This is a genomic window from Curtobacterium sp. DN_7.5 (genome assembly GCF_022655355.1).
Taxonomy (GTDB): Bacteria; Actinomycetota; Actinomycetes; order Actinomycetales; family Microbacteriaceae; genus Curtobacterium; species Curtobacterium luteum.
The window spans coordinates 1850743-1876392 of record NZ_CP093378.1 but is presented as its reverse complement, the minus strand read 5'-3'; the positions used below and the strand labels follow the sequence as shown (position 1 = coordinate 1876392).

Here is a 25650-nt window from a genome sequence, read left to right as displayed (position 1 = left end):
GAGACCATCGGTCCCGTCAGCGTAGCGGTGCACCTCCCGCACACGTCGTTGTGCAAAACCACCAACTGATTGGACGTCCACTGTGCTTGCCGTGCACGATCTCGAGATCCGCGTCGGGGCCCGCCTCCTCATGGAGAACGTCTCCTTCCGTGTCGAGAAGGGCGACAAGATCGGGCTGGTCGGGCGCAACGGTGCCGGAAAGACCACGATGACGAAGGCGCTGGCGGGGGAGACGCAGCCGACCGCGGGCAAGATCGAACGCGGCGGCGAGATCGGGTACCTCCCGCAGGACCCCCGCTCCGGCAACCCGGAGGACACCGCGCGGAAGCGCATCCTCGATGCTCGGGGTCTCGGCGAGCTCGTCGAGGGCATCCGGCTCGCGACCCTCGACATGGCGAGCGACGACCCGGCCGTGGCCGAGAAGGCGATGCGCCGGTACAGCAGACTCGACGACCAGTTCAACGCGCTCGGGGGCTACGCGGCCGAGGCCGAGGCAGCGTCGATCGCGTCGAACCTCAAGCTGCCGGACCGCATCCTCGACCAGCAGCTGAAGACCCTGTCCGGTGGTCAGCGTCGGCGCATCGAGCTCGCGCGCATCCTGTTCTCGGACGCCGAGACGATGATCCTCGACGAGCCGACGAACCACCTCGACGCCGACTCGATCGTCTGGTTGCGCGAGCACCTGAAGACCTACCCGGGCGGTGTGATCGTCATCTCCCACGACGTCGAGCTCGTCGACGAGGTCGTCAACCGCATGTTCTACCTCGACGCGAACCGGCAGTCGATCGACGTCTACAACATGGGCTGGAAGCTGTACCAGCGCCAGCGGGCCGCCGACGAGGAACGTCGCCGCAAGGAGCGCGCGAACGCCGAGAAGAAGGCCGCGACCCTCAAGGACCAGGCAGCGCGGTTCGGTGCGAAGGCGACGAAGGCAGCGGCGGCCCACCAGATGGTCGCCCGAGCCGAGAAGCTCCTGGCCGGCCTCGAGGACGAGCGTGCCGTCGACCGCGTCGCGAAGCTGCGGTTCCCCACCCCGACGCCGTGCGGCCGCACGCCGCTCATGGCCGAGGGGCTGTCCAAGTCGTACGGTTCGCTCGAGATCTTCGCGGGGGTCGACCTCGCGATCGACCGCGGCTCACGGGTCGTCATCCTCGGCTTCAACGGTGCGGGCAAGACGACACTGCTCCGCATCCTCGCGGGCGCCGACCGGCCGGACACCGGCGAGATCCTCCCCGGCCACGGGCTGCGGATCGGCTACTACGCGCAGGAGCACGAGAACATCGACGTCAACCGCACCGTGATCGAGAACATGGTGTCGGCGTCGAACGACCTCAACGAGACCGAGGCCCGACGTGTGCTCGGCTCCTTCCTCTTCACCGGCGACGACGGCTACAAGAAGGCCGGCGTCCTCTCGGGAGGCGAGAAGACGCGGCTGTCGCTCGCGATGATCGTCGTGTCGGGGGCGAACGTGCTGCTCCTCGACGAGCCGACGAACAACCTCGACCCGGCCTCGCGCGAGGAGATCCTCGGCGCCCTCGCGGGCTACGAGGGTGCGGTCGTGCTCGTGTCGCACGACGCGGGCGCGGTGGAGGCCCTCAACCCGGAGCGTGTCCTGCTGCTGCCGGACGGTACCGAGGACCACTGGAACAAGGAGTACGCGGAGCTCATCGAGCTCGCCTGACCGGCGGGCGCGCGGCGCGCGCGATCGGACGGGAGGCCCGTGGCGACACCGCCACGGGCCTCCCGTCCGTGACAGGTCGCGTTCAGCGACCGACGTTCAGCAACTCGTCCTCGACCTCGGCGTCGGACTTCGGCTTCGCGTCCCGGCGTCGACGACGCTCCTCGGCTCGCTCGCGTTCCTCGGGGTCGTCCTGGTTCAGGTTGCGGTACTCCTGCACCATCACGTACGCGAGGAACCCGAAACCGCCGGCCGCGAAGAGGAACCACTGGATGAAGTAGCTGAGGTGCAGACCGGTGTCGGCCGACGGGCGCTCCCAGCCGAGCGGTGGGGTCTGCGTCGGCGCCGGGTCCTCAGAGGCGAGCTGGCCGTACGCGCCGGTCCAGATCGGCATGTCGATCTTGTCGCGGACGTCGGACAACGTGACCGACTGCACCTGGTCGGTGTGCGACGGGTCGGAGCGGCCGGGGATGCGCGGTTCGCTCTGCTGGAGGCGCACGACGACCGTGACCTCGCCGCTCGGGGGCGCCGGGACGTGGTCGGGCGCGTCCTGCCGGTTCCCGGTCGGGACCCATCCGCGGTCGACGACGAACGCACGGCCGTCCGCGGTGACGAGCGGGGTGAGGACCTCGAACCCAGGCTGTCCGTTGTGCACGCGGTTGCGGACGAGCAGCTGGGCGTCGGTGTCGTAGCGGCCGGTGGCTGTGACACGGAGCCAGGTCTGGTCAGCGTCCCAGCTCGAAGCCCGGGGGAGTGCCTGGTCGAGCGGCACCGGTGTGTGGTCGTAGTTCTGGGCGATCTGCTCGTTCTGGCGGACGGCCTCGTTGCGGCGGTCCCACTGCCACATGCCGAACAGGGCGCAGACGATCGCGAAGGCGACGGCGATCGCGAAGTACCCGAGCCAGCGACGGCTGCGGACGAAGCGCCAGCCGACGAACGGTTCACCGGGCCGGTGCTCGGGCGCGGCCGTCGTGCTGCGCTGCAGCTTCGCCGCGTGACGCCGGCCGTACCGGGAGCTCGGGTCGAAGCCGTCGCTCATCGCTCGGTGCCGGTGGCGCGCACCCCGACGTCGTTCTTCGGCCCGGCGTTCGGGTCACGGAGGTCGTCGAGCCGGTCGACGTCCTCGAGCATGCCCGTCACGCGGACGGGGAACGAGCGGGAACGGAGGTAGTCGGCGAGGAAGTCACGGTGTTCGTCGCACGCCGCCCAGATCTTCACCCGGTCGGTCGCGTGGATGCGTGGGTTCCGCCAGTTGACGCGCCACTCGGCGGTCTGGGTGCACCCGGCCCGTGAGCACACGGGAGTCGACCCCGGCTCGGTGAAGAGGTCGAAGGTCGCCCCCATCAGCGCCGTCCGCCGGTCTTCGGGGGCCAGACGTTGGTGTGGTCGCCGTTGCGCTGCCACTCGTCCTGCGCGTGCTGGGCAGCGTCGCGGAGCCGGTCCTGCTCGTCGCGGTACGCCTGGGCACGAGCGGCCTCTTGCTCCTCGCGCATGCGGACGTCCGCGGCGTCGTAGAGCTGCACGGCCCCCGCCGGTGCGACGACGTCGTTCTCGGCGCGGTTGCCGGCGTTCGCGAGGATGACGGCCACCCACGGGATGACGCCCGCGAGGACGATCGGGATGACCACGAGCCAGGTGTGCCACGCGGTCCACATGAGCACCGCCGCGACGAAGCAGATCACTCGGACGGCCATCTGCCAGACGTACCGTGAGAGCCGGTGCGCACGGTCCAGTTCCGGCGACTCGGGGAGGGCCGTGATGCTGTGCGTGGTCTTCATTCGGATGTCCATCGTCTCCTGGGACAACCCTAAGCCCGGAGCGGACATTCCGGTTCCGCCGCGCGCGAGCCGAGTGCGCGGAACGGCTCGGGTACGCTCGTCCGGGCGTGTCCGCCGGCCATCCGTCCGACGCGCCCGGCGTGTCCGGCGGGGAACCGCTCGGCACCCCGACCGACACACCTCGAACGGAGCGACCATGAGCACCCCCCGTACCGTCCTCGTCACCGGCGGCAACCGCAGCATCGGACACGCCCTGGCGGCGCGCTTCGTCGCCGAGGGGCACCGCGTCGCCGTCACCTCCCGGAGCGGCACGGGCGGCCCCGAGGGTGCGCTCACCGTGCAGGCGGACATCACCGACACCGCTTCGGTCGACGCGGCGTTCTCGCAGGTCGAAGCGGAGCTCGGCCCGGTCGAGGTCCTGGTCGCGAACGCGGGCATCACGAACGACCAGCTCCTGCTCCGCATGACGGAGGAGGACTTCACGAGCGTCGTCGACACGAACCTGACGGGCACGTTCCGGGTGGTGAAGCGCGCCACGAAGGGCATGATGAAGGCGAAGTTCGGCCGCATCGTGCTCATGGGCAGCGTCGTCGGCACGTACGGGCAGGTCGGCCAGGTCAACTACGCTTCGTCGAAGGCGGCGCTCATCGGCATGGCGCGCTCGATCACGCGGGAGCTCGGATCGCGCGGCATCACCGCGAACGTCGTGACGCCCGGGTTCATCCAGACGGACATGACGGCGTCGCTGCCGGACGAGCTCGTCGCGGAGTTCAAGAAGCAGATCCCGGCGTCGCGCTACGGCACGGTGGACGACGTCGCCGACGCCACGCTCTTCCTCGCGGGCGACGGTGCCGGGTACATCTCCGGCGCGGTCATCCCCGTCGACGGCGGCCTCGGGATGGGGCACTAGCCGGGGAGGCCGGTCGGCGCCGTCAGTCCGTCGGGACCTGACCGGCCCGGAGCATCGCCCGCTCGAGCAGCTCGAGGTCGATGCCGACGTGCCGTCTGGCCAGTTCGCCCGCCTCGGCCGCGCGGTGTGCGCACACCGCCTCGACGAGCGCCTCGTGTTCCCGCAGCGCTCGGACCTCCATCTCCGCCATGCCCTCGGTGGTTCCCCAGAGGTGTGCCGGCGCAGCGATCGACACCTGTGACTCGAGTCCGGCCAACGCGTCCGCGAGCACGTCGTTGCCTGCCGCGTCGATCACCGTGCGGTGCAGGACGGCGTCGGCCTGTTGCTTCTCGTGGCCCGACGTGGCCGCGCGGAAGTCGTCGAGGCGTGCCCGGACGAGGGTCGCCTGTTCCGGCGTGATGCGCTCGGCAGCCGCAGTCGCGAGCGCGCCGTGCAGCAGCGCGATCGCGTCGGTGGTCTCGCGGATGCCGTCCCACCGCGCGAGGAGCGTGCGTCCGACCGCGTCCGACGACGAGTCGGGCCACTGTGTCCGGACGAAGGTGCCGCCGCCGCGACCACGGCGAGTCTCGAGCAGGCCCCGGTCCACGAGCCGCGCGAGGGCGGCGCGCACGGTGACCCGGCCGACGCCGAGGAGCCCGGCGAGCTCACGCTCCGGGGGCAGGCGGGACGCCGGCAGGTACTCGCCGACGGCGACCGCGGTCACCAGACGGTCCTCGACCTCGTCGACCCGGCTCTCCACCATCCGCTCCGCCACAAGACCGACCCCTCGTTCGTTTCGTCCACGTTAAAGGACCCGAAAAGGTCTTGCACGAGACCTTTGCGCGGGCCATGCTTCCGTCATGTCCCGCATCACCGAAGGCACGATGCCGTTCCAGGACGGTCACACCTGGTACCGCATCACCGAACCCGACCGGCCCACGCCCGGTGCGCTGCCCCTCGTCGTCCTGCACGGCGGACCCGGCATGGCCCACGACTACCTCCGCAACCTCGCCGCGATCGCCGACGAGACCGGCCGGACCGTGGTCCACCACGACCAGTTCGGGTGCGGCCGCAGCTCGCACCGCCCGGACGCACCCGCGTCGACGTGGACGCCGCAGCTCTTCGTCGACGAGTACGACGCGCTCGTCGCCCACCTCGACCTCGGCGACCACCACGTCCTCGGACAGTCGTGGGGCGGCATGCTCGGTGCCGAGATCGCGGTGCGGCAGCCGGAGCACCTGCGGAGTCTCGCGATCTGCAACTCGCCGGCGTCGATGCAACTGTGGGTGGACGGCGCCGCCGAGCTCCGCGCCCAGCTGCCCGCGGACGTCCAGGACGCGCTGACCCGGCACGAGACCGCCGGGTCCGTCGAGGATCCCGAGTACCTCGCGGCGACGCGGGTGTTCTACGAGCGCCACGTCTGCCGGGTCGTCCCGATGCCGTCCGACTTCATCGACTCCGAGGCCCAGATGGAGTCCGAGCCGACGGTCTACCACACGATGAACGGGCCGAACGAGTTCCACGTCATCGGCACGATGCGGGACTGGACGATCGTCGACCGGCTGGACGCCGTCGCCGTGCCGACCCTCGTCGTCGCCGGCGAGCACGACGAAGCGACCCCGGCGACCTGGCAGCCGTTCGTCGAGCGGATCGCAGACGTCCAGCAGCACGTCTTCCCCGGTGCGAGCCACTGCTCCCACCTGGAGCAGCCCGAGGCGTTCCGTCGCGTCGTCGCGACGTTCCTCGCGGCGCACGACGACACGGCCGACTGAGCAGCGCGCGTCCGTCCGACGACCGACGCGCGGGTCCTCCGGCCCCACGCCGGACGGGAGGCGCCCCTCACCCCCGCACCGTGCCTCCCGTCCTCTCCCTCCCGGACCACCCGCCGACACCCACCAGGCTGCCGGCCCGCGGATCCGCCGTCCCCCGACCGAGCGGCCACCACCCGTCCCGCCGCCCGTCCGGCCACCCCCTCCACGCACCGTCTCCCGGAACGGAACCCCATGTCGCAGCAGCACAGCGAGCTCTCCGCGCAGCAGCAGCTCGAGGCCTACGGCTACAAGCAGGAGCTCAAGCGCTCCGTGTCCACCACCGACCTGCTCGTGTACGGGCTGGTCTTCATGGTGCCGATCGCCCCGTGGGCGATCTTCGGCACCGTCTACAACGCCTCCAGCGGCATGGTGCCGCTGGTCTACCTCGTCGGCCTGGTCGCGATGATCTTCACCGCGCTGGCGTACGCGCAGATGGCGAAGTCGATCCCACTCGCCGGCAGCGTGTTCTCGTACGTCGGACGGGGCATCCACCCCACCGCGGGGTTCTTCGCCGGCTGGGCGATCCTCCTCGACTACCTGCTCGTCCCGACGCTCCTCTACGTGTTCGCGGCCGAGAGCATGGTCGGGATCTTCCCCGGCTCGCCACGGTGGCTCTGGGCCCTGCTGTTCGTCGCGGTCAACACCGTGATCAACCTGCTCGGTGTCTCGTCCCTGAAGGTCGCGAACCGGGTGTTCCTGCTGATCGAGCTCGTGTTCGTGGCGATCTTCGTCGTGATCGCGATCGTGGCACTGACCGGCGGCACCGTCCCCGGCGCGTCCTTCTCGACGGACCAGGTGTGGGACCCCGCGAAGGTGTCGGCGCCGCTCATCGCGTCCGCGCTGTCGATCGCGGTGCTGAGCTTCCTCGGGTTCGACGGGATCTCCACGCTCTCCGAGGAGTCGACCGGTCGCCGCGGAGGTGCGGGCACCGCGATGATCCTCGCGCTCGTCATCGTCGCGTTCCTCTTCGTCGTGCAGACCTGGCTCGCGTCCGCGCTGGCAGCCGGCCGTGACGCCTTCCCGGACAGCGAGGTGGGGAACGCGTTCTTCACCGTGGTCCAGCAGGCGTCCTCGAGCGGGTGGGCCACGGCCTTCTTCGCGGTCAACGTCCTGGCGGTCGGGATCGCGAACGCGATGGCGGCGCAGGCCGCCACGAGCCGTCTCCTGTTCTCGATGAGCCGCGACCGGCAGCTCCCGGCGTTCCTGCACCGTCTGAACCGTCGACAGGTGCCCGCCGCGGCCATCATCGTCGTGTCGGTCCTGTCCGCGATCCTGGTGCTCTTCTTCGTGGGGCAGATCGACACCATCTCGTCCCTCGTGAACTTCGGTGCCCTCTTCGGCTTCATGCTCCTGCACGTCTCGGTGTTCGTGCACCACGTCGTCCGGGGGAAGTCGCGGAACTGGCTGCTCCACCTCGTCGTGCCGCTCATCGGCTTCCTGATCATCGGCTACGTGCTCCTGAACGCCGCCGTCGAGGCCAAGGTCGGCGGCGTCGTCTGGCTCGTGGTCGGTGCGGGCGTGTTCCTGTACTACCGGTCGACCGGCCGCTCGACGGAGGTCGGGTCGGAGGAACCGGGCACACTGGGCGAGGGGTCCGTCGGTGACCCCGCCACCACCACGGAGAAGGGCCAGCGATGACCACCCCCGACCACTTCCTGCCGAACACCCTCGGGCGTCCCGGCTTCTCCGCCGACCGGGAACCCGTGCTCCGGATCGCCCCGGGGACCGGCGAGACGATCGGCTTCGAGACCACCGACGCGGTCTACGCCGAGCTCGACGAGCACCACGACCTCGCGCAGCTGCAGGCACCGATCAACCCCGTCACCGGACCGGTCTGGGTCGAGGGTGCCGAGCCCGGCGACACCCTGGCGGTCCACATCCACGACATCGCGCTCACGACGCACGGGTGGTCGGTGTCGCTGCCCGGGTCCGGCGCCCTCCAGCACGTCATGCCCGAGGGGGTCTTCGCGCGCCGCTGCCCCATCGAGGACGGCGTCGTGCACGTCACCGACCGGCACGCGTTCCCTGTCCGGCCGATGATCGGGTGCATCGGCGTCGCGCCGGCGTCGGGGACGAACTCGACGATCATGCCCGCGACCGCCGAGGGCGGGAACATGGACGTCACCGAGGCCCGCCCCGGCTCGACGGTGTACCTGCCGGTCCGGGTGCCGGGCGCGTTGCTGTCGATCGGCGACATCCACGCGATCATGGCCGAGGGGGAGTCGTCGTTCGTCGCGATCGAGGCGCAGGGCACCGCGATCGTGTCCGTCGACCTGGTGCGGGGCGGTCGACCGCTCCGTGCGCCGCGCGTCGAGACCGCCGACGACTGGCTCTTCGTCGGGCTCGGCGACCCGGTGCAGGAGAGCGTGCGGCTCGGGTACGAGGACGCGTTCGCGTTCCTGGTCGAGGACCACGGCTTCACCGCCGAGGACGCCTACGCCGTGCTCAGCGCGGTCGGCGACTCGAAGCTCGGCGGTCCGACGGGTTCCGGCACACCGGACCCGCTGCACCCGTTCGCCGCGGTCGGCGCGGTGACGCTGCACCACGTCCCGAAGGCCGTCCTCACCGCCTGACGCGGCCGGCGCCGGCGCCCGAGTTCGCTCAGCCGCGCAGGCCCAGTGGCGCCAGCACGGCGGACAGGTCGCGGTCGACCACGGCCAGGTCGGCCTCGGCCCGCACCCGCGGCTTCGCGTCGAACGCGACGGAGAGCGCGGCGACCCGCATCATCTCGAGGTCGTTCGCGCCGTCGCCGACCGCCACGGTCCGCGACGGGTCGACGCCGTCCGCCTCCGCCCACTCGCGCAGCGCGGCGGCCTTCGCTGCCGCGTCGACGACCTCACCGAGGACCCGCCCGGTGAGCACCCCGTCGACGACCTCGAGCCGGTTCGCCCGGCAGTGGTCGAGCCCGAGGCGGGTGGCGAAGGGGTCGAGCACCTCGTGGAACCCGCCCGACACCACCGCGACGGAGCCGCCGGCGGCCTGCACGCCGCGGACCAGGTCCGCAGCGCCCTGCGTCACGCGGACCGCCTCCTGCGCGGTGCGGAAGACGTCGTCCTGGAGGCCCGCCAGGGTCGCGACACGCTCCCGGAGGCTCTCCGCGAAGTCGATCTCCCCGCGCATGGCGCGCTCCGTGATCGCCGCGACCTGTGGTCGGGTCCCCGCCGCGTCGGCGAGGAGTTCGATCACCTCGTCCTCGAGGAGGGTGGAATCGGCATCGAGGACGACGAGGAAGCGGGGCACGGACCAACGGTACCGACAGACGGAGGCACGGCTGCGTCCGTGACGCGAGCCGTGCCTCCAGACCGTCCTCGGTGGTTCGCGGTCAGGCGTCGACCTTGACGCCCTTGCCGACCACCGTGATCCCGGACTCGGTGACCGTGAAGCCACGGGCCTCGTCGGCCTCGCGGTCGACACCGACCTGGGCGCCCGGCGCGATGACCACGTCCTTGTCGAGGATGGCGCGGTTGACCGTCGCGCCGGCGCCGATCGCCGCGCGCTCGAACACGATCGAGTCGAGCACCTTCGCACCCGAGTCGATGCTGCACCACGGGCCGATCATGCTGCGCTCGACCTGCGCACCCGACACCAGGCACCCGAGCGAGACGAGCGAGTCGACCGTGGAGCCGGTGTTCCCGTTCGCGTCGCGGACGAACTTCGCCGGGGGCAGGTTCGTCTGCTGGTTGAAGATCGGCCAGTCCTGGTTGTACAGGTTGAACACCGGCACCGGGGCGATGAGGTCCATGTGGGCGTCGAAGAACGAGTCGATCGTGCCCACGTCGCGCCAGTAGTACCGGTCGCGCTCGTTCGAGCCGGGGACGTCGTTGCGCTGCAGGTCGTAGACGCCGGCGTCACCGCGCGCCACGAAGTCCGGCACGATGTCGCCGCCCATGTCGTGGTTCGACGTCTCGATCTGCCCGTCGCGGAGGACCGCGTCCACCAGGGCGTCCGCGTCGAAGACGTAGTTGCCCATCGACGCGAGGATCTCGCCGGGGGAGTCCGCGAGGCCGACCGCGTCCTTGGGCTTCTCGAGGAACGCCTCGATCTTCGTCGGGTCGTCGTCGGCGACCTGGATCACGCCGAACTGGTCGGCGAGGCCGATGGGCTGGCGGATCGCGGCGACCGTGGCACTGCGGCCGGACGCGATGTGCGCCTCCACCATCTGGTGGAAGTCCATCCGGTAGACGTGGTCGGCGCCCACCACGACGACGATGTCCGGGCGCTCGTCGCGGAGGAGGTTGAGGGACTGCAGGATCGCGTCGGCCGAACCGGCGAACCAGCGCTTGCCGAGTCGCTGCTGGGCGGGGACGGACGCCACGTAGGAGCCGAGCAGGCCCTCCATGCGCCACGTCTCGGCGACGTGCCGGTCGAGACTGTGGGACTTGTACTGCGTCAGCACGACGATCTTCTGCAGCCCGGAGTTCACGAGGTTCGACAACGCGAAGTCGATGAGCCGGAAGTTGCCGCCGAACGGGACTGCTGGTTTCGCACGGTCCGCCGTGAGCGGCATGAGGCGTTTGCCCTCCCCGCCGGCGAGGACGATGCCGAAGACCTTCTTTGGTGCCATACCGCTCACAGTATGCGTCCGGACCGGTGAACGGTTACGTTGAACCCGTGCGAGTCGATCTGTTGACCAGGGAATACCCACCAGAGGTGTACGGCGGAGCGGGCGTCCACGTCGCCGAGCTCACCGCAGCGCTGCGGTCGGGCACGGACACCGAGGTGCGTGTCCGCGCCTTCGGGGCGTTCCGGGACGAGGCCGACGTCTGGGCCTACCGGACGCCGGACGCGCTCGGCCAGGCCAACGGCGCGCTGCAGGCGCTCGGGACCGACGTCGCGATCGCGGCGGACGTCGAGGGCGCCGACCTCGTGCACTCGCACACCTGGTACGCGAACGCGGCCGGTCGGATCGCGCAGCTGACGTACGACATCCCCCACGTCGTCACCGCGCACAGCCTCGAGCCCCTGCGCCCCTGGAAGGCCGAGCAGCTCGGCGGCGGGTACCGGCTGTCGAGCTGGATGGAACGCGAGGCGTTCGAGCGTGCCGACCGCGTCATCGCGGTCTCGAAGGCCATGCGGGCGGACATCCTCCGCTCCTACCCGTCGATCGACCCCTCCCGGGTGCAGGTCGTCTACAACGGCATCGACATCGACGCGTGGAAGCCCACCGTCGACGAGGACGCGGTCCGCTCGCTCGGGATCGACCCGACGCGGCGCAGCGTCGTGTTCGTCGGCCGGATCACGCGCCAGAAGGGCCTGCCGTACCTCCTCCGCGCGGTGGCCTCGCTCCCTTCGGACGTGCAGATCGTCCTGTGCGCCGGCGCGCCGGACACGCCGGAGATCATGGCCGAGGTCACGGCGCTCGTGGAGTCGCTCCGCGCCGAGCGTGACGGCGTCGTTTGGATCGACCGCATGCTCGCCCACGAGGAGATCGTGAACGTGCTGTCGTCCGGCACGGTGTTCGTCTGCCCCTCGATCTACGAGCCGCTCGGCATCGTCAACCTCGAGGCCATGGCGTGCGGCATCCCCGTGGTCGGCACCGGTACCGGCGGCATCCCCGAGGTCGTCGCGGACGGGCTGACCGGCCGGATCGTGCCGATCGACCAGGCCCAGGACGGCACCGGGACACCGACCGACCCGGACCGCTACGTCGCCGACCTCGCCGCCACCCTGAACGAGGTGCTGGAGGACGAAGGGCTCGCGAAGCTGATGGGCCGCGCTGGACGGCTCCGTGTCGAGACCGAGTTCACGTGGGACGCCATCGCCCACCGGACCCGTGCCGTGTACGACGAGGTGCTCGCCGGGCGCTGACGCGGCCTCGTCCGTGGCGCGCGCCGACCGGTGTCGCGCCACGGACGCCCCGGTCCGACCCCGTAGGCTGGGGGCATGCCCTCGGTCGTGCGCTTGTCAGACGTCTCCGTGGTCCGCAACGGGGCCACCATCCTCGACTCCGTCTCGTGGGAGGTGCAGGACGACGAGCGCTGGGTCGTGCTCGGCGCGAACGGTGCCGGCAAGACGACGCTGCTGCAGATCGCCGGCGCGCAGACCTTCCCGACCTCGGGGTCGGTGCACGTCCTCGACACCGAGCTCGGGACCGCCGACCTCGCCGAGCTCCGTCCCCGCATCGGCTTCGCCTCGACGGCCCTGGCCCGGCGGATCCCGTTCACGGAGACCGTCCTCGACGTCGTGCTGACCGCGGCCTACTCGGTCACCGGTCGGTGGAACGAGGAGTACGAGGAACTCGACGTCCGTCGTGCGCAGCGCGTGCTCGACGAGTGGGGCCTCGCGGCCTTCACCGAGCGGACGTTCGGCGAGCTCAGCGACGGTGAGCAGAAGCGCGTCCAGATCGCCCGCGCGGTGATGACCGACCCCGAGGTGCTCTTCCTCGACGAGCCGGCGGCCTCGCTCGACCTCGGCGCACGCGAGAGCCTCGTGCGGACGCTCGGCGGGTACGCCCAGAGCCCCGACTCGCCGGCGATCGTCATCGTGACACACCACGTGGAGGAGATCCCCGTGGGCTTCACGCACGCGCTCGTTCTCACCGACGGGCACGTGCAGGCCGCGGGTCCGATCGACGAGGTCCTGACGAACGAGACCCTCACGCAGGCGTTCGGCGTCGACCTCGTCGTGATCAAGGACGACGGCCGCTGGAGCGCCCGCGCGTCGTAGCGGCTCGCCGGGCCGATCTGGTAACGTGGACGGCTGGCGCACGCCGACGACTTCCCGCGCGGTGCTCACTCGAGCGCAGCGCAGTCCGACCATCTGCAACCGAGGAATCTCCATGAAGACCGACACCCACCCCGAGTACAACGCCATCGTCTTCCGCGACCTGGCCTCCGGTGAGACGTTCCTGACGCGTTCGACCGCGACCAGCGACAAGACCATCGAGCTCGACGGTGCGACCTACCCGGTCATCGACGTCGAGATCTCGTCCGCGTCGCACCCGTTCTACACGGGCAAGCAGCGCATCCTCGACTCGGCCGGCCGCGTCGAGAAGTTCAACCAGCGCTTCAAGGGCTTCTCCAAGTAGGCAGCCTCGCGTTCCGCAACGGGCGGTCCTCCTCCGGGAGGGCCGCCCGTTCGGCGTTCCCGGGGTGGGCGCGTGGTCGGGTGCACGGGTGCCTGGTCGGGTGCACGGATCGGCAGTCGGGCCGCGGTGCAGTTCGTCAGCCGGGTTGCGGTGCAGTTCGTCAGTGCACAACCGGAGTCGTCCCGCACCGCGGCGACTCCGGTTGTGCGGGCGCGCACTGGCGCCGGTCGCGTGGCGCACCAACGGCCGACGGGCAGGAGAACGGAGCCACCCGACCGCAGCGGCGCGCGACGCCCTACGAACCGTTGCGACGCCGGCCCTACGAACCGTTGCGGTGCGGCCAGCGACCGTCGGCGGTGAACGACGGGTCGCGCTTCGTGCGCATGTACTCCTGGAACGACGCGGCCTGATCGGCGCACCAGCCGACCTGCTTGCGGTGCAGCTCTTCGGCGGAGACGCCGAGCTCGTCCGGGTACTTCGCGGCGATCGCCTGTGCCACGCGGCCGGCAGCGATCGCGTCCGCCCCGGCGTCGTGCGCGTCCGACAGCGTCACGCCGTACAGCTCCGAAGCGGCCTCGAGCGTGCGCTTGCCCTTGCGGTACGTGTCGAGGGCCTTGTCGATCACCAGCGGGTCGACGACGTTGCCGATCACGGGGGAGGCCAGGCCGTGACGCTTGGCTTCCCGGTCGAGGACGGTCAGGTCGTACGGGGCGTTGTAGATCACGAGCGGGATGCCGCGGGCGAAGACGGCCTCGACCGCGGCGATGACCTCGGCCACGACCTCTCCGGCGGGACGCCCCTCGGCCTGTGCGCGCTCGGTGGTGTAGCCGTGCACGGCCGCGGCACCCTCGGGGATGGCGATGCCGGGGTCGGCGATCCAGGCACCCTCGACGATGGATCGGCCGGTCATGTCGATGAGGCCGACGTGCGCGGTGACGATCCGGGCGGTCTCGACGTCGACGCCGGTGGTCTCGAGGTCGAAGACGCCGAGGGCGTGCCACCACGGCCGGCCCGAGAGGTCCTGCGGCACCGGTGCCGGAGGTACGTCGGTCACCACTGCGGTCGCGGGGGAGTACGTCACCCGGCCAGGCTAACGGGACGCACCGACACCCACGACGCGACCCGCCTGGCGGGGAAGCCGACCGCCCGCACGACGCGACCCGCCTGGCGGGGCCGGGCCGGGCCTCCAGGCCGGGTCGCACGGTGCGAGGGACAGCCCGATGGTGCGAGGTTGCACGCGGCGTGCGACCTGAAGCACCTCGCACCGTGCCGGGAACCTCGCACCACGGCGCGACCGACAAGCTCGCGACCGGCGGCACCGCACGGTGCGAGCCGCCCGCCCGCCCCTACGCCGTGGCCGAAGCCGGCGGCGCTGCCACGGACGCGACGGCCGGCGCCGCACCCACGTGCAGCCAGTAGAACGACTGCGTGCCGAGCGTCAGCGTGACCGACCCGCTCTCGTCGAACGACGGGAACACGCTCCCACCGAAGAGGTCGTAGAGCGGACGTCCGGCGTACTCCGGCACCGAGATCGTCACCGACGTCGGGTTCGTCGCGAACGAGAACACGCAGAGGACGTCCTCGGCGGACGGCCCGAACTGCTGCCCCGACCCCTCCCACGAGCGGACGAACGCCAGCACGGACTCGTTCGAGGTGTCCTTGACGTGAAGCGTCCCGAGGCCGAAGACGGGGTGCGCCTTGCGGACGTGGATGACGTTGCGCACCCAGTGCAGGAGCGAGCGTGACTGTGCCAGCTGCGCCTCGACGTTGACCTGCTGGTAGTTGTAGACCAGCGACTGGACGACGGGCAGGTAGAGCTTCCCCGGGTCGGCCGTCGAGAACCCGGCGTTCCGGTCCGGCGTCCACTGCATCGGCGTGCGGGAGGAGTCGCGGTCCGGGAGCCAGATGTTGTCGCCCATCCCGATCTCGTCGCCGTAGTAGAGGAACGGCGACCCGGGCAGCGAGAACAGGAGCGCGTGGATGAGCTCCAGCTCGGCACGCGAGTTGTCGAGCAGGGGAGCGAGGCGACGACGGATGCCGATGTTGGAGCGCATCCGCGGGTCGTAGCCGTACCAGCCGTACATCGCCTGGCGGTACTCCTCGCTCACCATCTCGAGCGTCAGCTCGTCGTGGTTGCGGAGGAACACGCCCCACGCGGCGGACTCCGGCACGTCGAGCGTCTCGGAGAGGATCGCCTTCAGCTCGGAGGCGTGCTGTGCGCGGAGCGAGTAGAAGATGCGCGGCATGACGGGGAAGTCGAACGCCATGTGGCACTCGGGCTCCTCGTCGGTGCCGAAGAACGCGGCGGTCTCGCGCGGCCACTGGTTCGCCTCGGCCAGGAGCACGCGGCCGGGGTACTCGTCGTCGACCATCGCACGGAGCTTCTTGATGAACTCGTGCGTCTCCGGCTCGCCCTCGCCGTTGCCCTCCTCGGACTCGAAGAGGTACGGGATCGCGTCGAGTCGGAGCCCGTCCACGCCCATGTCGAGCCAGTGCCGGACGACGTCGTAGACGGCCTCGACGACGGCGGGGTTCTCGAAGTTGAGGTCGGGCTGGTGGGAGAAGAACCGGTGGAAGAAGAACTGCCGCCGGACCGGGTCGAACGTCCAGTTCGACTCCTCGGTGTCGACGAAGATGATCCGGATGTTCTCGTACTCCTGGTCGGTGTCCCGCCAGACGTAGAAGTCGCCGTAGGGGCCGTCCGGGTCCTCGCGCGACTGCTGGAACCACTCGTGCTGGTCCGACGTGTGGTTGATCACCATGTCGATGACGATGCGCATGTTGCGCTCGTGCGACTTCGTGACGAGTTCGCGGAAGTCGTCGAGGGTGCCGAACTCAGGGAGGATCGCCTTGTAGTCGGCGATGTCGTACCCGCCGTCGCGCATCGGCGACTGGAAGAACGGCGGCAGCCAGATGGCGTCGACACCGAGCCACTGGAGGTAGTCGAGCTTGCCGATCACGCCCTGGATGTCACCGATGCCGTCGCCGTTCGAGTCGACGAACGAGCGGATCATGCACTCGTAGAAGACGGATCGCTTGTACCACTGCGGGTCCAGGGTCAGGCCTGGGAGCTGGATCGGGGCCGTGAACGTCACCCTGGACACGCTAGGCCGCGCGGCTGCCGCTGTCCGCAGGAAGACGCGGATCCGGCCTGGAGGCACGGATCACCGCCCGGCACACGTCGCGTCTGCGAGTTCTCCACATCTGCACCGCGCTGCGGCGGCTGGTCGGGCCGGCTTCCCTAGACTGGCCCGGATGCAACCGCCCGTGCTGTCCCCGTACCAGTCCCTCATGGCCGCGACCCCGGTCGTGCACCGCGCGGTGCAGGTCGACGGTCGGACGACGCACTACTGGGTGTACGGGCCCGAAGACGCAGCACGGACGGTGCTGGCCGTCCACGGGTTCCGCGGCGACCACCACGGACTCGAGACGATCGCGGCGCACCTGCAGGGCGTGCGGGTGATCCTCCCGGACCTGCCCGGCTTCGGTGTGTCGGACCCGCTGTCGTCGTCCGACATCGACTCGTACGTGGCCTGGTTGCACGGATTCCACCGCGCGCTGGGACTCGGCGCGGACACCGTCGTGCTCGGACACTCCTTCGGATCGATCGTCGTCGCGGCGACCGTCGCCGCCGGGTTGCGGACGCGCCTCCTGGTCCTCGTGAACCCGATCGCAGCCCCGGCGCTCCAGGGTCCGCGGGCGATCGCGACGGGCGTGGCGATCGGGTACTACCGGGCCGGTGCCGTCCTGCCGCGCCCCCTCGGCCTGGCGCTCCTGCGCAACCCGGCGATCGTGCGGGTGATGAGCATCGCGATGCTGAAGTCGCACGACCGCGACCTGCGACGGTGGGTGCACGACCAGCACGACCGCTACTTCTCGGCGTTCTCCGACCGCACGTCCGTGCTCGAAGCGTTCCGCACCTCGGTGACGCACGACGTCTCGGAGTACGCGGACCGCATCGACGTGCCCGTGCTGATGATCGCCGCCGAGCACGACGACATCACCGCGGTCCCCGAGCAACAGGCCCTCGAAGCGCGCCTGGCCGACGCCGAGCTCGTGGTGGTTCCCGGTGTCGGACACCTCGTCCACTACGAGACGCCCGCTGCGGCAGCCTCCGCGGTGCTCCGACGGATGGGGGACCCGGGCACGACTTCCCGTGGTGCCCGTCGCGGCGGAGCGCGGCGCGGTGGAGGCGACCGGCGTGGGGCGCGAGCGGAGACGGCGTCGGCGGACTCGTCGGGGTCGACCCGCGCCTCCCGGCCGTCCGACGGTGCGGAGCACGCGTCGTGAGCCGCCTCCGCATCGGCATCGACTGCCGCTACGTGCGCATCGGTCGCCACGACGGCATCTCGCGGTTCACCGCCGGCATCGTGGCGCACCTGCCCGACCGGCACGACTACACGCTGCTCGTGCACGACGTCCGGCAGCTCGAGTCCCTGCCGGACGGTCTGCCGCACGCCGTGCTGCCCGCGCCGACCGATCCCGGGGAACCCCTCGTTGCCCGGAGGGTGAACCGGCTCGGCCTCGACGCGGTGTTCTCGCCGATGCAGACGATGGGGTCGCGCGGCCGCGAGTACGCCCTCGTGCTGACGCTGCACGACCTCATCTACTACCGGAACCGGACGCCTCCGCGGGAGTTCTCGTGGCCGCTCCGCCTCGGGTGGCGGGCGTTCCACCTGAGCTGGGCGCCGCAGCGGTTCCTGCTGAACGGGGCAGACGGCGTCGTCACCGTCTCGGAGACGACCGCCGGACTCATCCGGGAGCACCGGCTGACCAGGCGGCCGGTCACCGTGGCGTACAACGCGGCAGACCCGGCCCCTCGCCGACCGGTCGACGGGCCGCGCCGGCACGACCTCGTGTACATGGGGTCGTTCATGCCGTACAAGAACGTCGAGACCCTCGCGGCCGCGCTGCCGCTCCTCGGTGCCGACTGGCGGCTGCACTGCATGTCGCGGGTGTCCGCTGCCGACCGCGCCCGCTTGGAACGGCTCGCACCAGCGGGGTCACTCGTCTTCCACGACGGCGCCAGCGACGAGGTCTACCTCGACGTGCTCCGCTCGGCCACGGCCCTGGTGACGGCGTCGTACGACGAGGGCTTCGGCATCCCCCTCGTCGAGGCCATGGGCGTCGGGACACCGGTCGCGGTCAGTGACATCCCGATCTTCCGCGAGATCGGGGGCGCCGCGGCGGAGTACTTCGACCCGTCGTCGCCGTCCGCGGTCGCCGCCGCGGTCCGGCGGCTCGAGGAGCGCTGGGGCGCTCGGTCCGAGCAGTCCGTCGAGCAGGCCGCACGGTTCCGGTGGGCCGATTCCGCGGAGCAGGTCGTCGGGGCGGTCGAGCGAGCCGTGCGGGACCGAGCCGCGCGGGACGGCGCCGCGCGGCGGTAGGGCACCCGCTCGGGCGCTCGGCCCTTCGGGTGCTCGGGCTCGGGCGCTTGCCCGCTCGTGCCCTCAGGCTTGGGCGCTTGCCCGCTCGGGCTCGCGGTCAGGCGGGTGGTCGCACGGCCGTGACGGTCGCCCCGCGGAACGCCGCCTGCGTCGACTCCTGCGCCTTCGCCATGACCGCGTCGAGCGCCGCGCCGCGGCCGATCGTCTGCAGGGTGACCTCCTGCGCCGTCGCCTCGTCGGAGGGTGCGTCCGTGGCCCAGGCGCAGCGCACCGCACGGACCCCGCCGATCGCGTCGACCCGGCGAGCGAGGTCGAGCCGCGCGGCGGTGACATCCGCGTCCGCCGAGAGGCCGACCCGCATCGTGTCGAGTTGCACGACCGCGAAGACGCGGACGCCGTTGCCGCCGGTCGTGGCGGCTGCCGCACTGAGCGCGGCGACGAGGTCGTCCTGTGCGTCCGGGGCCAACCCGTCCTCAGCGGTCGCGACCGAGACGACGTCGTAGCTCGCGAAGCCGGTCTTGACGGTGCGCACGCCCTCCACCGAACGGACGCCGTCGACGGCCCGCGCCGCCGTGTCGAACCGCGCGAGCGCGGCCTCGGGCTGCGGGAACACCCCGCCGACACCGTTCTGCACGCTGCTGATGATCGTCCCGAGGGCGATGACGAGCACCCCGGCCGCGAGGACCACCCCGACGGTGACGAGGGCACCCCGCCGGACCCGCTGGGGAGTGGTGCGGATCGTCACCGAGCCGGTGTCGGGGCCGAAGGCGCGGTCGAGGTCGTCGTCCTCGGGGTCGAGCTGCCCTCCTGGCCGCTCCGTGCTCATACCGTCCTCCTCTCAGGGCCGCCGGTGGTGCGGACGGCTGCTGTCGGTCGAGCTGACCGATCCCGCTCGAGCGGGCGGACGAGTCAGCCCGCTCGAGCGGACCGGACGGGCCGGGGCGGGTCCGGATCCGATCCGCATCGCGGAGTGGGTCGGAGCCTAGTCCCGGTGGACGTGAGGACGGATCAGCCTCGGCGTTCGAGGGGGTTCTGGTACTCGAACGCGAAGCCGCCGGGGCCGTCGGAGGCGTCGTCGATCGGGTCGTCGAACCGGACGAGCTCGGCCTGGAACCGCTCCGGGCCCCACCGGAAGGAGTGGATCGACCCGTTGCGGATCGGTGTGCGGTGCCGGTCCGCCGTCCCGGGCGCGGCGGCGTTGACGACGCTGCGGATGACGGCGCCGTGGGTCGCGACCACGACGGACGCGCCGTCGAACCGGATCGCGATCTCGGCGAGTTGCTCGGTCACCCGAGTGAGCAACGCCGTCCGCGACTCCCGTCCGGGCACGTCGTCGTGGGGCCAGCGCGTCCGGATCTCGACGTCCGTCAGGCCCTCGGCATCGCCGTAGGACCGTTCGGCGAGCCCGGCGTAGGTGTCCGGCTCGGCGAGTCCGAGCCGGGTCGCGATGATGGCCCCCGTCTCGCGGGCCCGCGACAGCGGCGAGGCGACGACCGCGTCGAACCGGCGACGGGCGAGGAGTTCGGCGGCACCGGCGGCCTGGTCGCGACCGACGTCGTTGAGCGGGATGTCGGTCGACCCCTGGATGCGTCGCTGCCGGTTCCAGTCGGTCTCGCCGTGGCGGACCAGGGACAGGTGGGTCGTCACCCGACGATCATCCCAGATCGATCGCGGCCGTCGCCGCGGCCGCTGCCGTGCCGAGGCGTTCCGCGAGTGCGACGAGTGTCTCGGTGGTGCCGGCGTCGAGCTTCACCGCGGCGCGGCGGTCGCTCCGGGTCGTCCCGCGGTTGACGATGACGACCGGGTGCTTCCGGCGGACGGCGTGGTCGACCAGGCGGACGCCCGAGTTGACGGTCAGCGAGGAACCCACGACGAGGAGCGCGTCGGCGTCGGCCACGAGCGAGACCGACTCCCGGAACTTCTCGGCCGGCACGAACTCGCCGAAGAACACCACGTCGGGCTTGAGCACACCGCCGCACACCGAACAGTCCGGCACCACGAAGCGCTCGACGTCGGTGATCTCGACGTCGCCGTCCGGCTGGAGCTGCACGGAGCCGGGTTCGTCGATCCACGGGTTCGCGCGGTCGAGCGTCGCGGCGAGGTCGGACCGCGAGAACACCTGGCCGCACGTCAGGCACACGGCGCGGTCCATCGAGCCGTGGATCTCGACGACGCGACGGGAGCCGGAGCGGAGGTGCAGCCCGTCGACGTTCTGGGTGATCACCCCGGTGACGACCCCGGCGCGCTCGAGCTCGGCGAGCACCCGGTGCCCGTCGTTCGGGACGGCCGCGGCGAAGGTCCGCCAACCGAGGTGGGAGCCGGCCCAGTACCGCTGGCGCTTGGCCGGGTCGGAGCGGAACTCCTGGAAGGTCATCGGCTTCCGGACGACACGGCCCTCGCCCCGGTAGTCGGGGATGCCCGAGTCGGTGCTGAGCCCTGCTCCGGAGAGCACGGCGAGGCGCTTGCCCGCGAGCAGCTCGACGGCGCGGTCGAGGTCGGCCGCGGTGCTGTGCTCGTCGCTCGTGGGCATCGTGTTCACGGTACCCTCAACAGCCGACCGTCCAGCGCACTTCCCACGAATCGGAGCCCCGTGCACCCCGTCCGCATCGACTCCCTCGACGACCCGCGCCTCGACGACTTCGCACGGCTGACCGACGTGGCGCTCCGCCGGGTCACCGAGCCCGAGGGCGGGTTGTACATCGCGGAGTCGAACACGGTCATCGAGCGGGCGGTCCGTGCCGGCCACGTGCCGCGGAGCGTGCTCGTGCAGGAGAAGTGGCTCGACGACGTCCTCCCGCTCGTGGCCGAGCACGACGGCCCGGCGTTCGTCGGTGCGGACGCCCTGCTGGAGGAGCTCACCGGCTTCCGGATGCACCGCGGGGCGATCGCCGCGATGCACCGCCCCGTGCTGCCGTCGGTGGCCGAGGTGGTCCGGGACGCACGGCTCGTCGTCGTCCTCGAGGACATCGTCGACCACACCAACGTCGGGGCGGTCTTCCGGAGCGTCGCCGGCCTCGGTGCCGACGCGGTCCTCGTCAGCCCGCGGTGTGCCGATCCGCTCTACCGCCGGAGCGTCCGCGTGAGCATGGGGACCGTGCTGCAGGTGCCGTGGACGCGCATCGGGGAGTGGCCGGCGGCGGGCGAGGAGCTCCGGGCGCAGGGGTTCCACCTCGCGGCGATGGCGCTCACGGACCGGTCGGTGGACCTCGACGCGTTCGTCGCCGAGGTCCCGGAGCGGGTGGCGCTCGTGATGGGGACGGAGGGGCAGGGCCTCACGGACCGGGCGATCGCGGCGGCGGACACGACGGTGCGGATCCCGATGTCGCACGGCGTCGACTCCCTCAACGTGGCCGCGGCGAGCGCCGTCGGACTCTGGGCCGTGGCGCACGCCCAGCGGGCGCGCTGACCGCACGCCGACGAGGAGCTCTCCCGACGGTTCGCGTCGGCCGGTCGCGGCGGCCGTCCGGCGCTGCGCTGCGCCCCGCTCGGTGCGAGGTTGTCGACACGGTGCGAGGGGAATGCCCTGCCACAGTGCGTGGAACCTCGCACCGTGCCGGACGCGCGGCCCGGCGGCGCCCCGCCGGACCGGGCGGACACCCGGGGAGCCGCCACGCGCCTCCAGTACGCTCCCTTGCTGTGCCACGAGTCGTCCGCCGCCCCCGCTCCGCCGTCCGGCACCCCGTGACGATCACCGTGGTCGCCGTGCTCCTGCTCACGGTGGGCTACCTCGTCGCGGCGGCCGTGGTGCCGTTCGCCCCGGCAAGCGCCGCGACCACCACCTACGCCGCACCGACGACCACGACCCCGGAGCTGTCGTTCCCGGGCTACGGTGCGACCGCCGTCGAGGCGACGGACTTCCCGGAGAGCCTGCGGACGAGCGGCGACCGCGAGGAACGGTCGATCGCGAGCATCTCGAAGGTCGTGACGGCGCTCGTGGTCCTCGACGAGAAGCCGATGCGACGCGGCGAGCGGGGTCCGACGATCACGTTCACGAAGCAGATGCAGGGGTTGTACGCGAAGTACCTCGCGCAGAACGGCGAGGTCGCGCCGATGCCCGCCGGGCTGCAGCTCTCCGAGTACCAGACGTTCCAGGTCATGCTGATGAAGTCGGCGAACAACTACGCCGGCGCGTTGGCGCTGTGGGCGTTCGGGTCGCTCGACGCGTTCGAGCGGGCCGCGGACACGTGGCTCGACGAGCACGGTCTCGACCACACGCGGATCCACGAGCCGACCGGCCTCGACCCCGACAACACGGCGACGGCCACCGACCTCGTCGAGCTCGGCCAGCTGGCCCTCGCGAACCCCGTGGTGAAGGAGATCGTCGGGACGAAGCAGGTCACCGTGCCCGGCGTCGGCGAGATCGAGAACTCGAACAAGCTCCTCGGTCTCGACGGCGTCGAGGGCATCAAGACCGGCACGCTCGACGAGGCCGGCGCGTGCCTGCTCTTCGCCGCGACGTACGAGCGGGGCGGTCGGAAGGTGACCGTCGTCGGCGCGATGCTCGGGGGCGTCGACCACGATTCGCTCGACGAGGACGTCCAGCGGCTGCTGCGGTCGGTCGCCGACGACTTCCAGGTCGTGACGCTGACGCACCAGGGGCAGACCTTCGGCACCTACAGCACGCCGTGGCAGGACGGGGCGGACGCGGTCGCGGCAGAGGCGTCCCAGGTGCTCGTGTGGGGCCGGACCACGGTGACGGCGAAGACCCGGCTCGACCGCGTGACGTTCGGGGACCGCGGCGAGCGCGTGGGGCGGGTGCGCTTCACGATCTCCGACCACCCGGCCGTGACGGTCCCGCTGGAGCTCGACCGCTCCATCGCGGACCCGGGCGTCTGGTGGCGCTGGACCAACCCGTTCCAGGGGACCTGACACGCACACCGTCCGGGCCGTAGGGTCGACCGTGTGACGACGACGTTCCCGCGCAGCTCCCCGTCCGCCCTCGGCATCGACGCACGCGGGGTCGCCGCGTTCCTCGACGCCCTCGAGTCCACGCCGGACGTCGAAGCGCACTCGTTCGTGCTGCTCCGCCACGGTCAGGTCGCCGCGGAGGGCACGTGGGACCCGTACCGCGCGGAGTCGGTGCACCTGCTGTACTCGCTCAGCAAGAGCTTCACCGCGGCCGGTGTCGGCATCGCCGTGCGCGAGGGCCTGGTCGACCTCGACGCCACCGTGCTGTCGTACTTCCCGGAGCTCGACGCCGAGGTGACCGACGAGCGCAGTCGTCGGATCCGCGTGCGGCACGTCCTCGCGATGGCGAGCGGCCACCGCGAGGAGACGCTCGAGCGCGCTCGGGCGATCGACCCGACGAACATCGTCCGGGGGTTCCTGCTGCTGCGGCCGGACGAGGAGCCGGGCTCGGTGTTCGCGTACAACCAGCCGTGCACGTACACGCTCGCCGAGATCGTCCGGCGGGTGTCCGGCGGGTCGCTCGTCGACTGGCTGCGGCCGCGGTTGCTCGACCCGCTCGGCATCGAGGACCTCGCCTGGAAGCGCGACGAGCAGGGCAACGAGCTCGGGTTCAGCGGGTGCTACGCCCCGGTCGAGGCCGTCGCGAAGCTCGGGCAGCTGTACCTGCAGCGGGGCGTGTGGGACGGGCAGCGCATCCTCGACGAGGACTGGGTCGACGCCGCGACCCGCGTGCAGGTCGAGAACCCGCAGGAGGAGAACCCGGACTGGAGCCAGGGCTACGGCTTCCAGTTCTGGATGGCCCGGCACGGGTTCCGCGGCGACGGTGCCTACGGGCAGTTCTGCGTCGTCCTGCCGGAGCAGGACGTCGTGCTCGCCCTGACCGGGCAGAGCCTCGACATGCAGGCCGTGCTCGACGCGGCCTGGGAGCACCTCCTGCCCGCCGTCGACGCCGCGGACCCCGGCGCGGCTGCGGACCCCGGCCTGGAGGAACGGATCGCCTCGCTGGGGCTGCCACCGGTCGCGGGGGAGCGGCTCCCGGACGTCGCTGCCGTCGGACCGCTGCACCGCGACGGTCACGGGTGGCGGCTCGAGCTGGACGTCGAGGGCGGGCACCTGTCCGTCCCGGTCGCGGAGGGGGCGTGGGCGGTCGAGGGGCCGCTCGCCGGGAGCGCGGCCCTGGTCGACGACGGCGCGGCGGTGCTCGTGTCCGTCCGGTTCGTCGAGACCCCGCACGCCGCGCACGTCCGGGTCGCCACCGCGACGGGCGACGCCACCTTCGCCTGGGTGACCCAGCCGCTGCACGACGGACCGACGACGCTCCGACGGCCCGCCGACTGAGGCCGGTCAGGGCGTGTCGGACCGGTGGTCGACGACGTCCTGCAACTCCGGCCGCTTCGGGTGCACGCCGTCGCCGGACGACGTGTGCCGGATGCGCCGGACGACCCACGGCACGAGGTACTCCCGCGCCCAGCCGAGGTCCTCGACGCGGGCCTCCCGCCAGGGGCGCGCCTCGAGCGGCTCGGGGTTGAACGGCGCGAGCCCGTGGTCGACCCCGAGCGCGTCGAGGACCGCGGCCGCGACGGTGGCGTGGCCGGTGGGCGAGTGGTGCAGCCGGTCCGGTGCCCACATCCGCGGGTCGCGGAGCACCCGGAGCGCCCACATGTCCGCGACGAGGGCCCCGTGCTTCAGCGCGATCGCGTGCAGGTTCTCGTTGTAGATGGCCGTCTTGCCCCGCACCATCCCGAGCACCGGCGTCATGCCGACGTCGGGACCGGTGAACATCACGACCGTGGCGCCGTCGCTGCGCAGCCGGGCGATCATCGCGTCGACCTTCTCGGCGAGGTCGTCCGGGTCGGTCCCGGGGCGGATGATGTCGTTGCCGCCCGCCGACACCGTGACGAGGTCCGGCCGGAGCGCGAGGGCCGGCTCGACCTGCTCGTCGATGATCTGCTGCAGCAGACGCCCGCGGATCGCGAGGTTGGCGTACGCGAAGTCGCCGTCGCCCGCACCGGCGGCGGACGCCTGGTGCGCGAGGACCTCGGCCACCCGGTCCGCCCAACCGCGGTTGCCCCCGGGCACCGTGGGGTCCGGGTCACCGATCCCCTCGGTGAACGAGTCACCGATCGCGACGTACCTGGACCAGGGATGACGTTCTGACACGCATCGGACCCT

Annotated in this window: 25 protein-coding genes; 13 read left to right on the top strand and 12 right to left on the bottom strand. The window is 71.5% G+C overall.

Features of this window, described 5'->3' with window-relative positions; translation table 11 throughout:
- Positions 1–82: 82 nt before the first annotated feature.
- Positions 83–1681 (top strand): ABC-F family ATP-binding cassette domain-containing protein, encoded by a 1599-nt coding sequence (locus MON03_RS08760; RefSeq protein WP_242088101.1) that lies wholly within the window; start codon positions 83–85, stop codon positions 1679–1681.
- An 82-nt stretch (positions 1682–1763) separates the two neighbouring features.
- Here the strand turns inward: MON03_RS08760 and MON03_RS08755 are convergent, their stop codons facing one another.
- The 3 genes from MON03_RS08755 to MON03_RS08745 are packed head-to-tail and all read right to left on the bottom strand — an operon-like array spanning position 1764 to position 3456.
- Entirely contained in the window at positions 1764–2717 is a 954-nt protein-coding gene (locus MON03_RS08755) for an SURF1 family cytochrome oxidase biogenesis protein (RefSeq protein ID WP_022903385.1), read from the bottom strand.
- Complete coding sequence (locus tag MON03_RS08750; protein ID WP_083881989.1) at positions 2714–3022, bottom strand: hypothetical protein; 309 nt, start codon at positions 3020–3022, stop codon at positions 2714–2716. Before MON03_RS08750 ends, MON03_RS08755 begins: the two co-directional genes overlap by 4 nt.
- Entirely contained in the window at positions 3022–3456 is a 435-nt protein-coding gene (locus MON03_RS08745) for a DUF3099 domain-containing protein (RefSeq protein WP_175329195.1), read from the bottom strand. The genes MON03_RS08750 and MON03_RS08745 overlap by 1 nt, the downstream gene beginning before the upstream one ends.
- Before the next feature lie 196 nt (positions 3457–3652).
- On the opposite strand from MON03_RS08745, the gene fabG reads away from it, so the two are divergent.
- Positions 3653–4366, top strand: coding sequence for a 3-oxoacyl-ACP reductase FabG (gene fabG / locus MON03_RS08740; RefSeq protein WP_175329196.1), 714 nt, complete (start codon positions 3653–3655; stop codon positions 4364–4366).
- A 22-nt stretch (positions 4367–4388) separates the two neighbouring features.
- On the opposite strand, the gene MON03_RS08735 is transcribed toward fabG, so the two are convergent.
- Entirely contained in the window at positions 4389–5108 is a 720-nt protein-coding gene (locus MON03_RS08735; RefSeq protein ID WP_242088100.1) for a FadR/GntR family transcriptional regulator, read from the bottom strand.
- 97 nt (positions 5109–5205) lie between these two features.
- Between MON03_RS08735 and MON03_RS08730 the strand changes: the two genes are divergently transcribed.
- The 3 genes from MON03_RS08730 (at position 5206) to MON03_RS08720 (ending at position 8729) form a co-directional block, all read left to right on the top strand.
- Positions 5206–6117, top strand: coding sequence for a proline iminopeptidase-family hydrolase (locus tag MON03_RS08730; RefSeq protein WP_242088099.1), 912 nt, complete (start codon positions 5206–5208; stop codon positions 6115–6117).
- A 231-nt stretch (positions 6118–6348) separates the two neighbouring features.
- Entirely contained in the window at positions 6349–7794 is a 1446-nt protein-coding gene (locus MON03_RS08725) for an APC family permease (RefSeq protein ID WP_229727795.1), read from the top strand.
- The gene (locus tag MON03_RS08720; protein WP_242088098.1) at positions 7791–8729 is read left to right on the top strand and encodes an acetamidase/formamidase family protein; all 939 of its coding nucleotides are present in this window, start codon (positions 7791–7793) and stop codon (positions 8727–8729) included. Before MON03_RS08725 ends, MON03_RS08720 begins: the two co-directional genes overlap by 4 nt.
- A gap of 28 nt (positions 8730–8757) precedes the next feature.
- Here the strand turns inward: MON03_RS08720 and serB are convergent, their stop codons facing one another.
- Together serB and MON03_RS08710 are read right to left on the bottom strand one after the other, a co-directional pair.
- Positions 8758–9396: a phosphoserine phosphatase SerB gene (gene serB, locus MON03_RS08715; protein WP_242088097.1), complete on the bottom strand. Its 639-nt coding sequence runs from the start codon at positions 9394–9396 to the stop codon at positions 8758–8760.
- A gap of 82 nt (positions 9397–9478) precedes the next feature.
- The gene (locus tag MON03_RS08710; protein WP_022905178.1) at positions 9479–10720 is read right to left on the bottom strand and encodes a glucose-1-phosphate adenylyltransferase; all 1242 of its coding nucleotides are present in this window, start codon (positions 10718–10720) and stop codon (positions 9479–9481) included.
- Between the two features lie 47 nt (positions 10721–10767).
- Between MON03_RS08710 and glgA the strand changes: the two genes are divergently transcribed.
- The 3 genes from glgA to MON03_RS08695 all read left to right on the top strand — a co-directional run bounded on the left by glgA (position 10768) and on the right by MON03_RS08695 (position 13183).
- Positions 10768–11964: a glycogen synthase gene (gene glgA / locus MON03_RS08705; protein WP_175329201.1), complete on the top strand. Its 1197-nt coding sequence runs from the start codon at positions 10768–10770 to the stop codon at positions 11962–11964.
- Between the two features lie 75 nt (positions 11965–12039).
- Positions 12040–12822: an ABC transporter ATP-binding protein gene (locus MON03_RS08700; RefSeq protein WP_242088096.1), complete on the top strand. Its 783-nt coding sequence runs from the start codon at positions 12040–12042 to the stop codon at positions 12820–12822.
- A gap of 112 nt (positions 12823–12934) precedes the next feature.
- Positions 12935–13183, top strand: a complete 249-nt coding sequence (locus tag MON03_RS08695) for a type B 50S ribosomal protein L31 (protein WP_022905175.1) — start codon at positions 12935–12937, stop codon at positions 13181–13183.
- Between the two features lie 319 nt (positions 13184–13502).
- Here the strand turns inward: MON03_RS08695 and MON03_RS08690 are convergent, their stop codons facing one another.
- Together MON03_RS08690 and treS are read right to left on the bottom strand one after the other, a co-directional pair.
- The gene (locus MON03_RS08690; RefSeq protein ID WP_175329369.1) at positions 13503–14213 is read right to left on the bottom strand and encodes an exonuclease domain-containing protein; all 711 of its coding nucleotides are present in this window, start codon (positions 14211–14213) and stop codon (positions 13503–13505) included.
- Positions 14214–14529: 316 nt separating this feature from the next.
- A complete protein-coding gene (treS, locus tag MON03_RS08685; protein WP_242088094.1) occupies positions 14530–16278 on the bottom strand; it encodes a maltose alpha-D-glucosyltransferase in 1749 nt (582 codons plus the stop codon).
- Positions 16279–16438: 160 nt separating this feature from the next.
- Between treS and MON03_RS08680 the strand changes: the two genes are divergently transcribed.
- Both MON03_RS08680 and MON03_RS08675 read left to right on the top strand, forming a co-directional pair.
- The gene (locus MON03_RS08680) at positions 16439–17473 is read left to right on the top strand and encodes an alpha/beta fold hydrolase (protein ID WP_242088093.1); all 1035 of its coding nucleotides are present in this window, start codon (positions 16439–16441) and stop codon (positions 17471–17473) included.
- Positions 17470–18570 carry a glycosyltransferase family 4 protein gene (locus MON03_RS08675; RefSeq protein ID WP_242088092.1) on the top strand — a complete coding sequence of 367 codons (1101 nt, stop codon included), beginning with the start codon at positions 17470–17472 and terminating at the stop codon, positions 18568–18570. Before MON03_RS08680 ends, MON03_RS08675 begins: the two co-directional genes overlap by 4 nt.
- Before the next feature lie 97 nt (positions 18571–18667).
- Here the strand turns inward: MON03_RS08675 and MON03_RS08670 are convergent, their stop codons facing one another.
- The 3 genes from MON03_RS08670 to MON03_RS08660 form a co-directional block, all read right to left on the bottom strand.
- On the bottom strand, positions 18668–19396 hold the full coding sequence (locus MON03_RS08670) for a hypothetical protein (protein WP_175329205.1): 729 nt from the start codon (positions 19394–19396) through the stop codon (positions 18668–18670).
- Between the two features lie 182 nt (positions 19397–19578).
- Positions 19579–20217 (bottom strand): histidine phosphatase family protein, encoded by a 639-nt coding sequence (locus MON03_RS08665; RefSeq protein ID WP_242088091.1) that lies wholly within the window; start codon positions 20215–20217, stop codon positions 19579–19581.
- Positions 20218–20224: 7 nt separating this feature from the next.
- A complete protein-coding gene (locus tag MON03_RS08660) occupies positions 20225–21100 on the bottom strand; it encodes a Sir2 family NAD-dependent protein deacetylase (RefSeq protein WP_242088090.1) in 876 nt (291 codons plus the stop codon).
- 60 nt (positions 21101–21160) lie between these two features.
- On the opposite strand from MON03_RS08660, the gene MON03_RS08655 reads away from it, so the two are divergent.
- From MON03_RS08655 to MON03_RS08645, 3 genes are all read left to right on the top strand, one after another.
- Positions 21161–21976, top strand: coding sequence for a TrmH family RNA methyltransferase (locus tag MON03_RS08655; RefSeq protein ID WP_242088089.1), 816 nt, complete (start codon positions 21161–21163; stop codon positions 21974–21976).
- A gap of 230 nt (positions 21977–22206) precedes the next feature.
- Positions 22207–23439, top strand: coding sequence for a D-alanyl-D-alanine carboxypeptidase family protein (locus tag MON03_RS08650; protein ID WP_242088088.1), 1233 nt, complete (start codon positions 22207–22209; stop codon positions 23437–23439).
- A 33-nt stretch (positions 23440–23472) separates the two neighbouring features.
- Positions 23473–24816, top strand: a complete 1344-nt coding sequence (locus tag MON03_RS08645; protein ID WP_242088087.1) for a serine hydrolase domain-containing protein — start codon at positions 23473–23475, stop codon at positions 24814–24816.
- Between the two features lie 6 nt (positions 24817–24822).
- Here MON03_RS08645 and MON03_RS08640 read toward each other — a convergent pair whose 3' ends face one another.
- Positions 24823–25638: an SGNH/GDSL hydrolase family protein gene (locus tag MON03_RS08640; RefSeq protein ID WP_242088086.1), complete on the bottom strand. Its 816-nt coding sequence runs from the start codon at positions 25636–25638 to the stop codon at positions 24823–24825.
- Positions 25639–25650 lie beyond the last annotated feature (12 nt).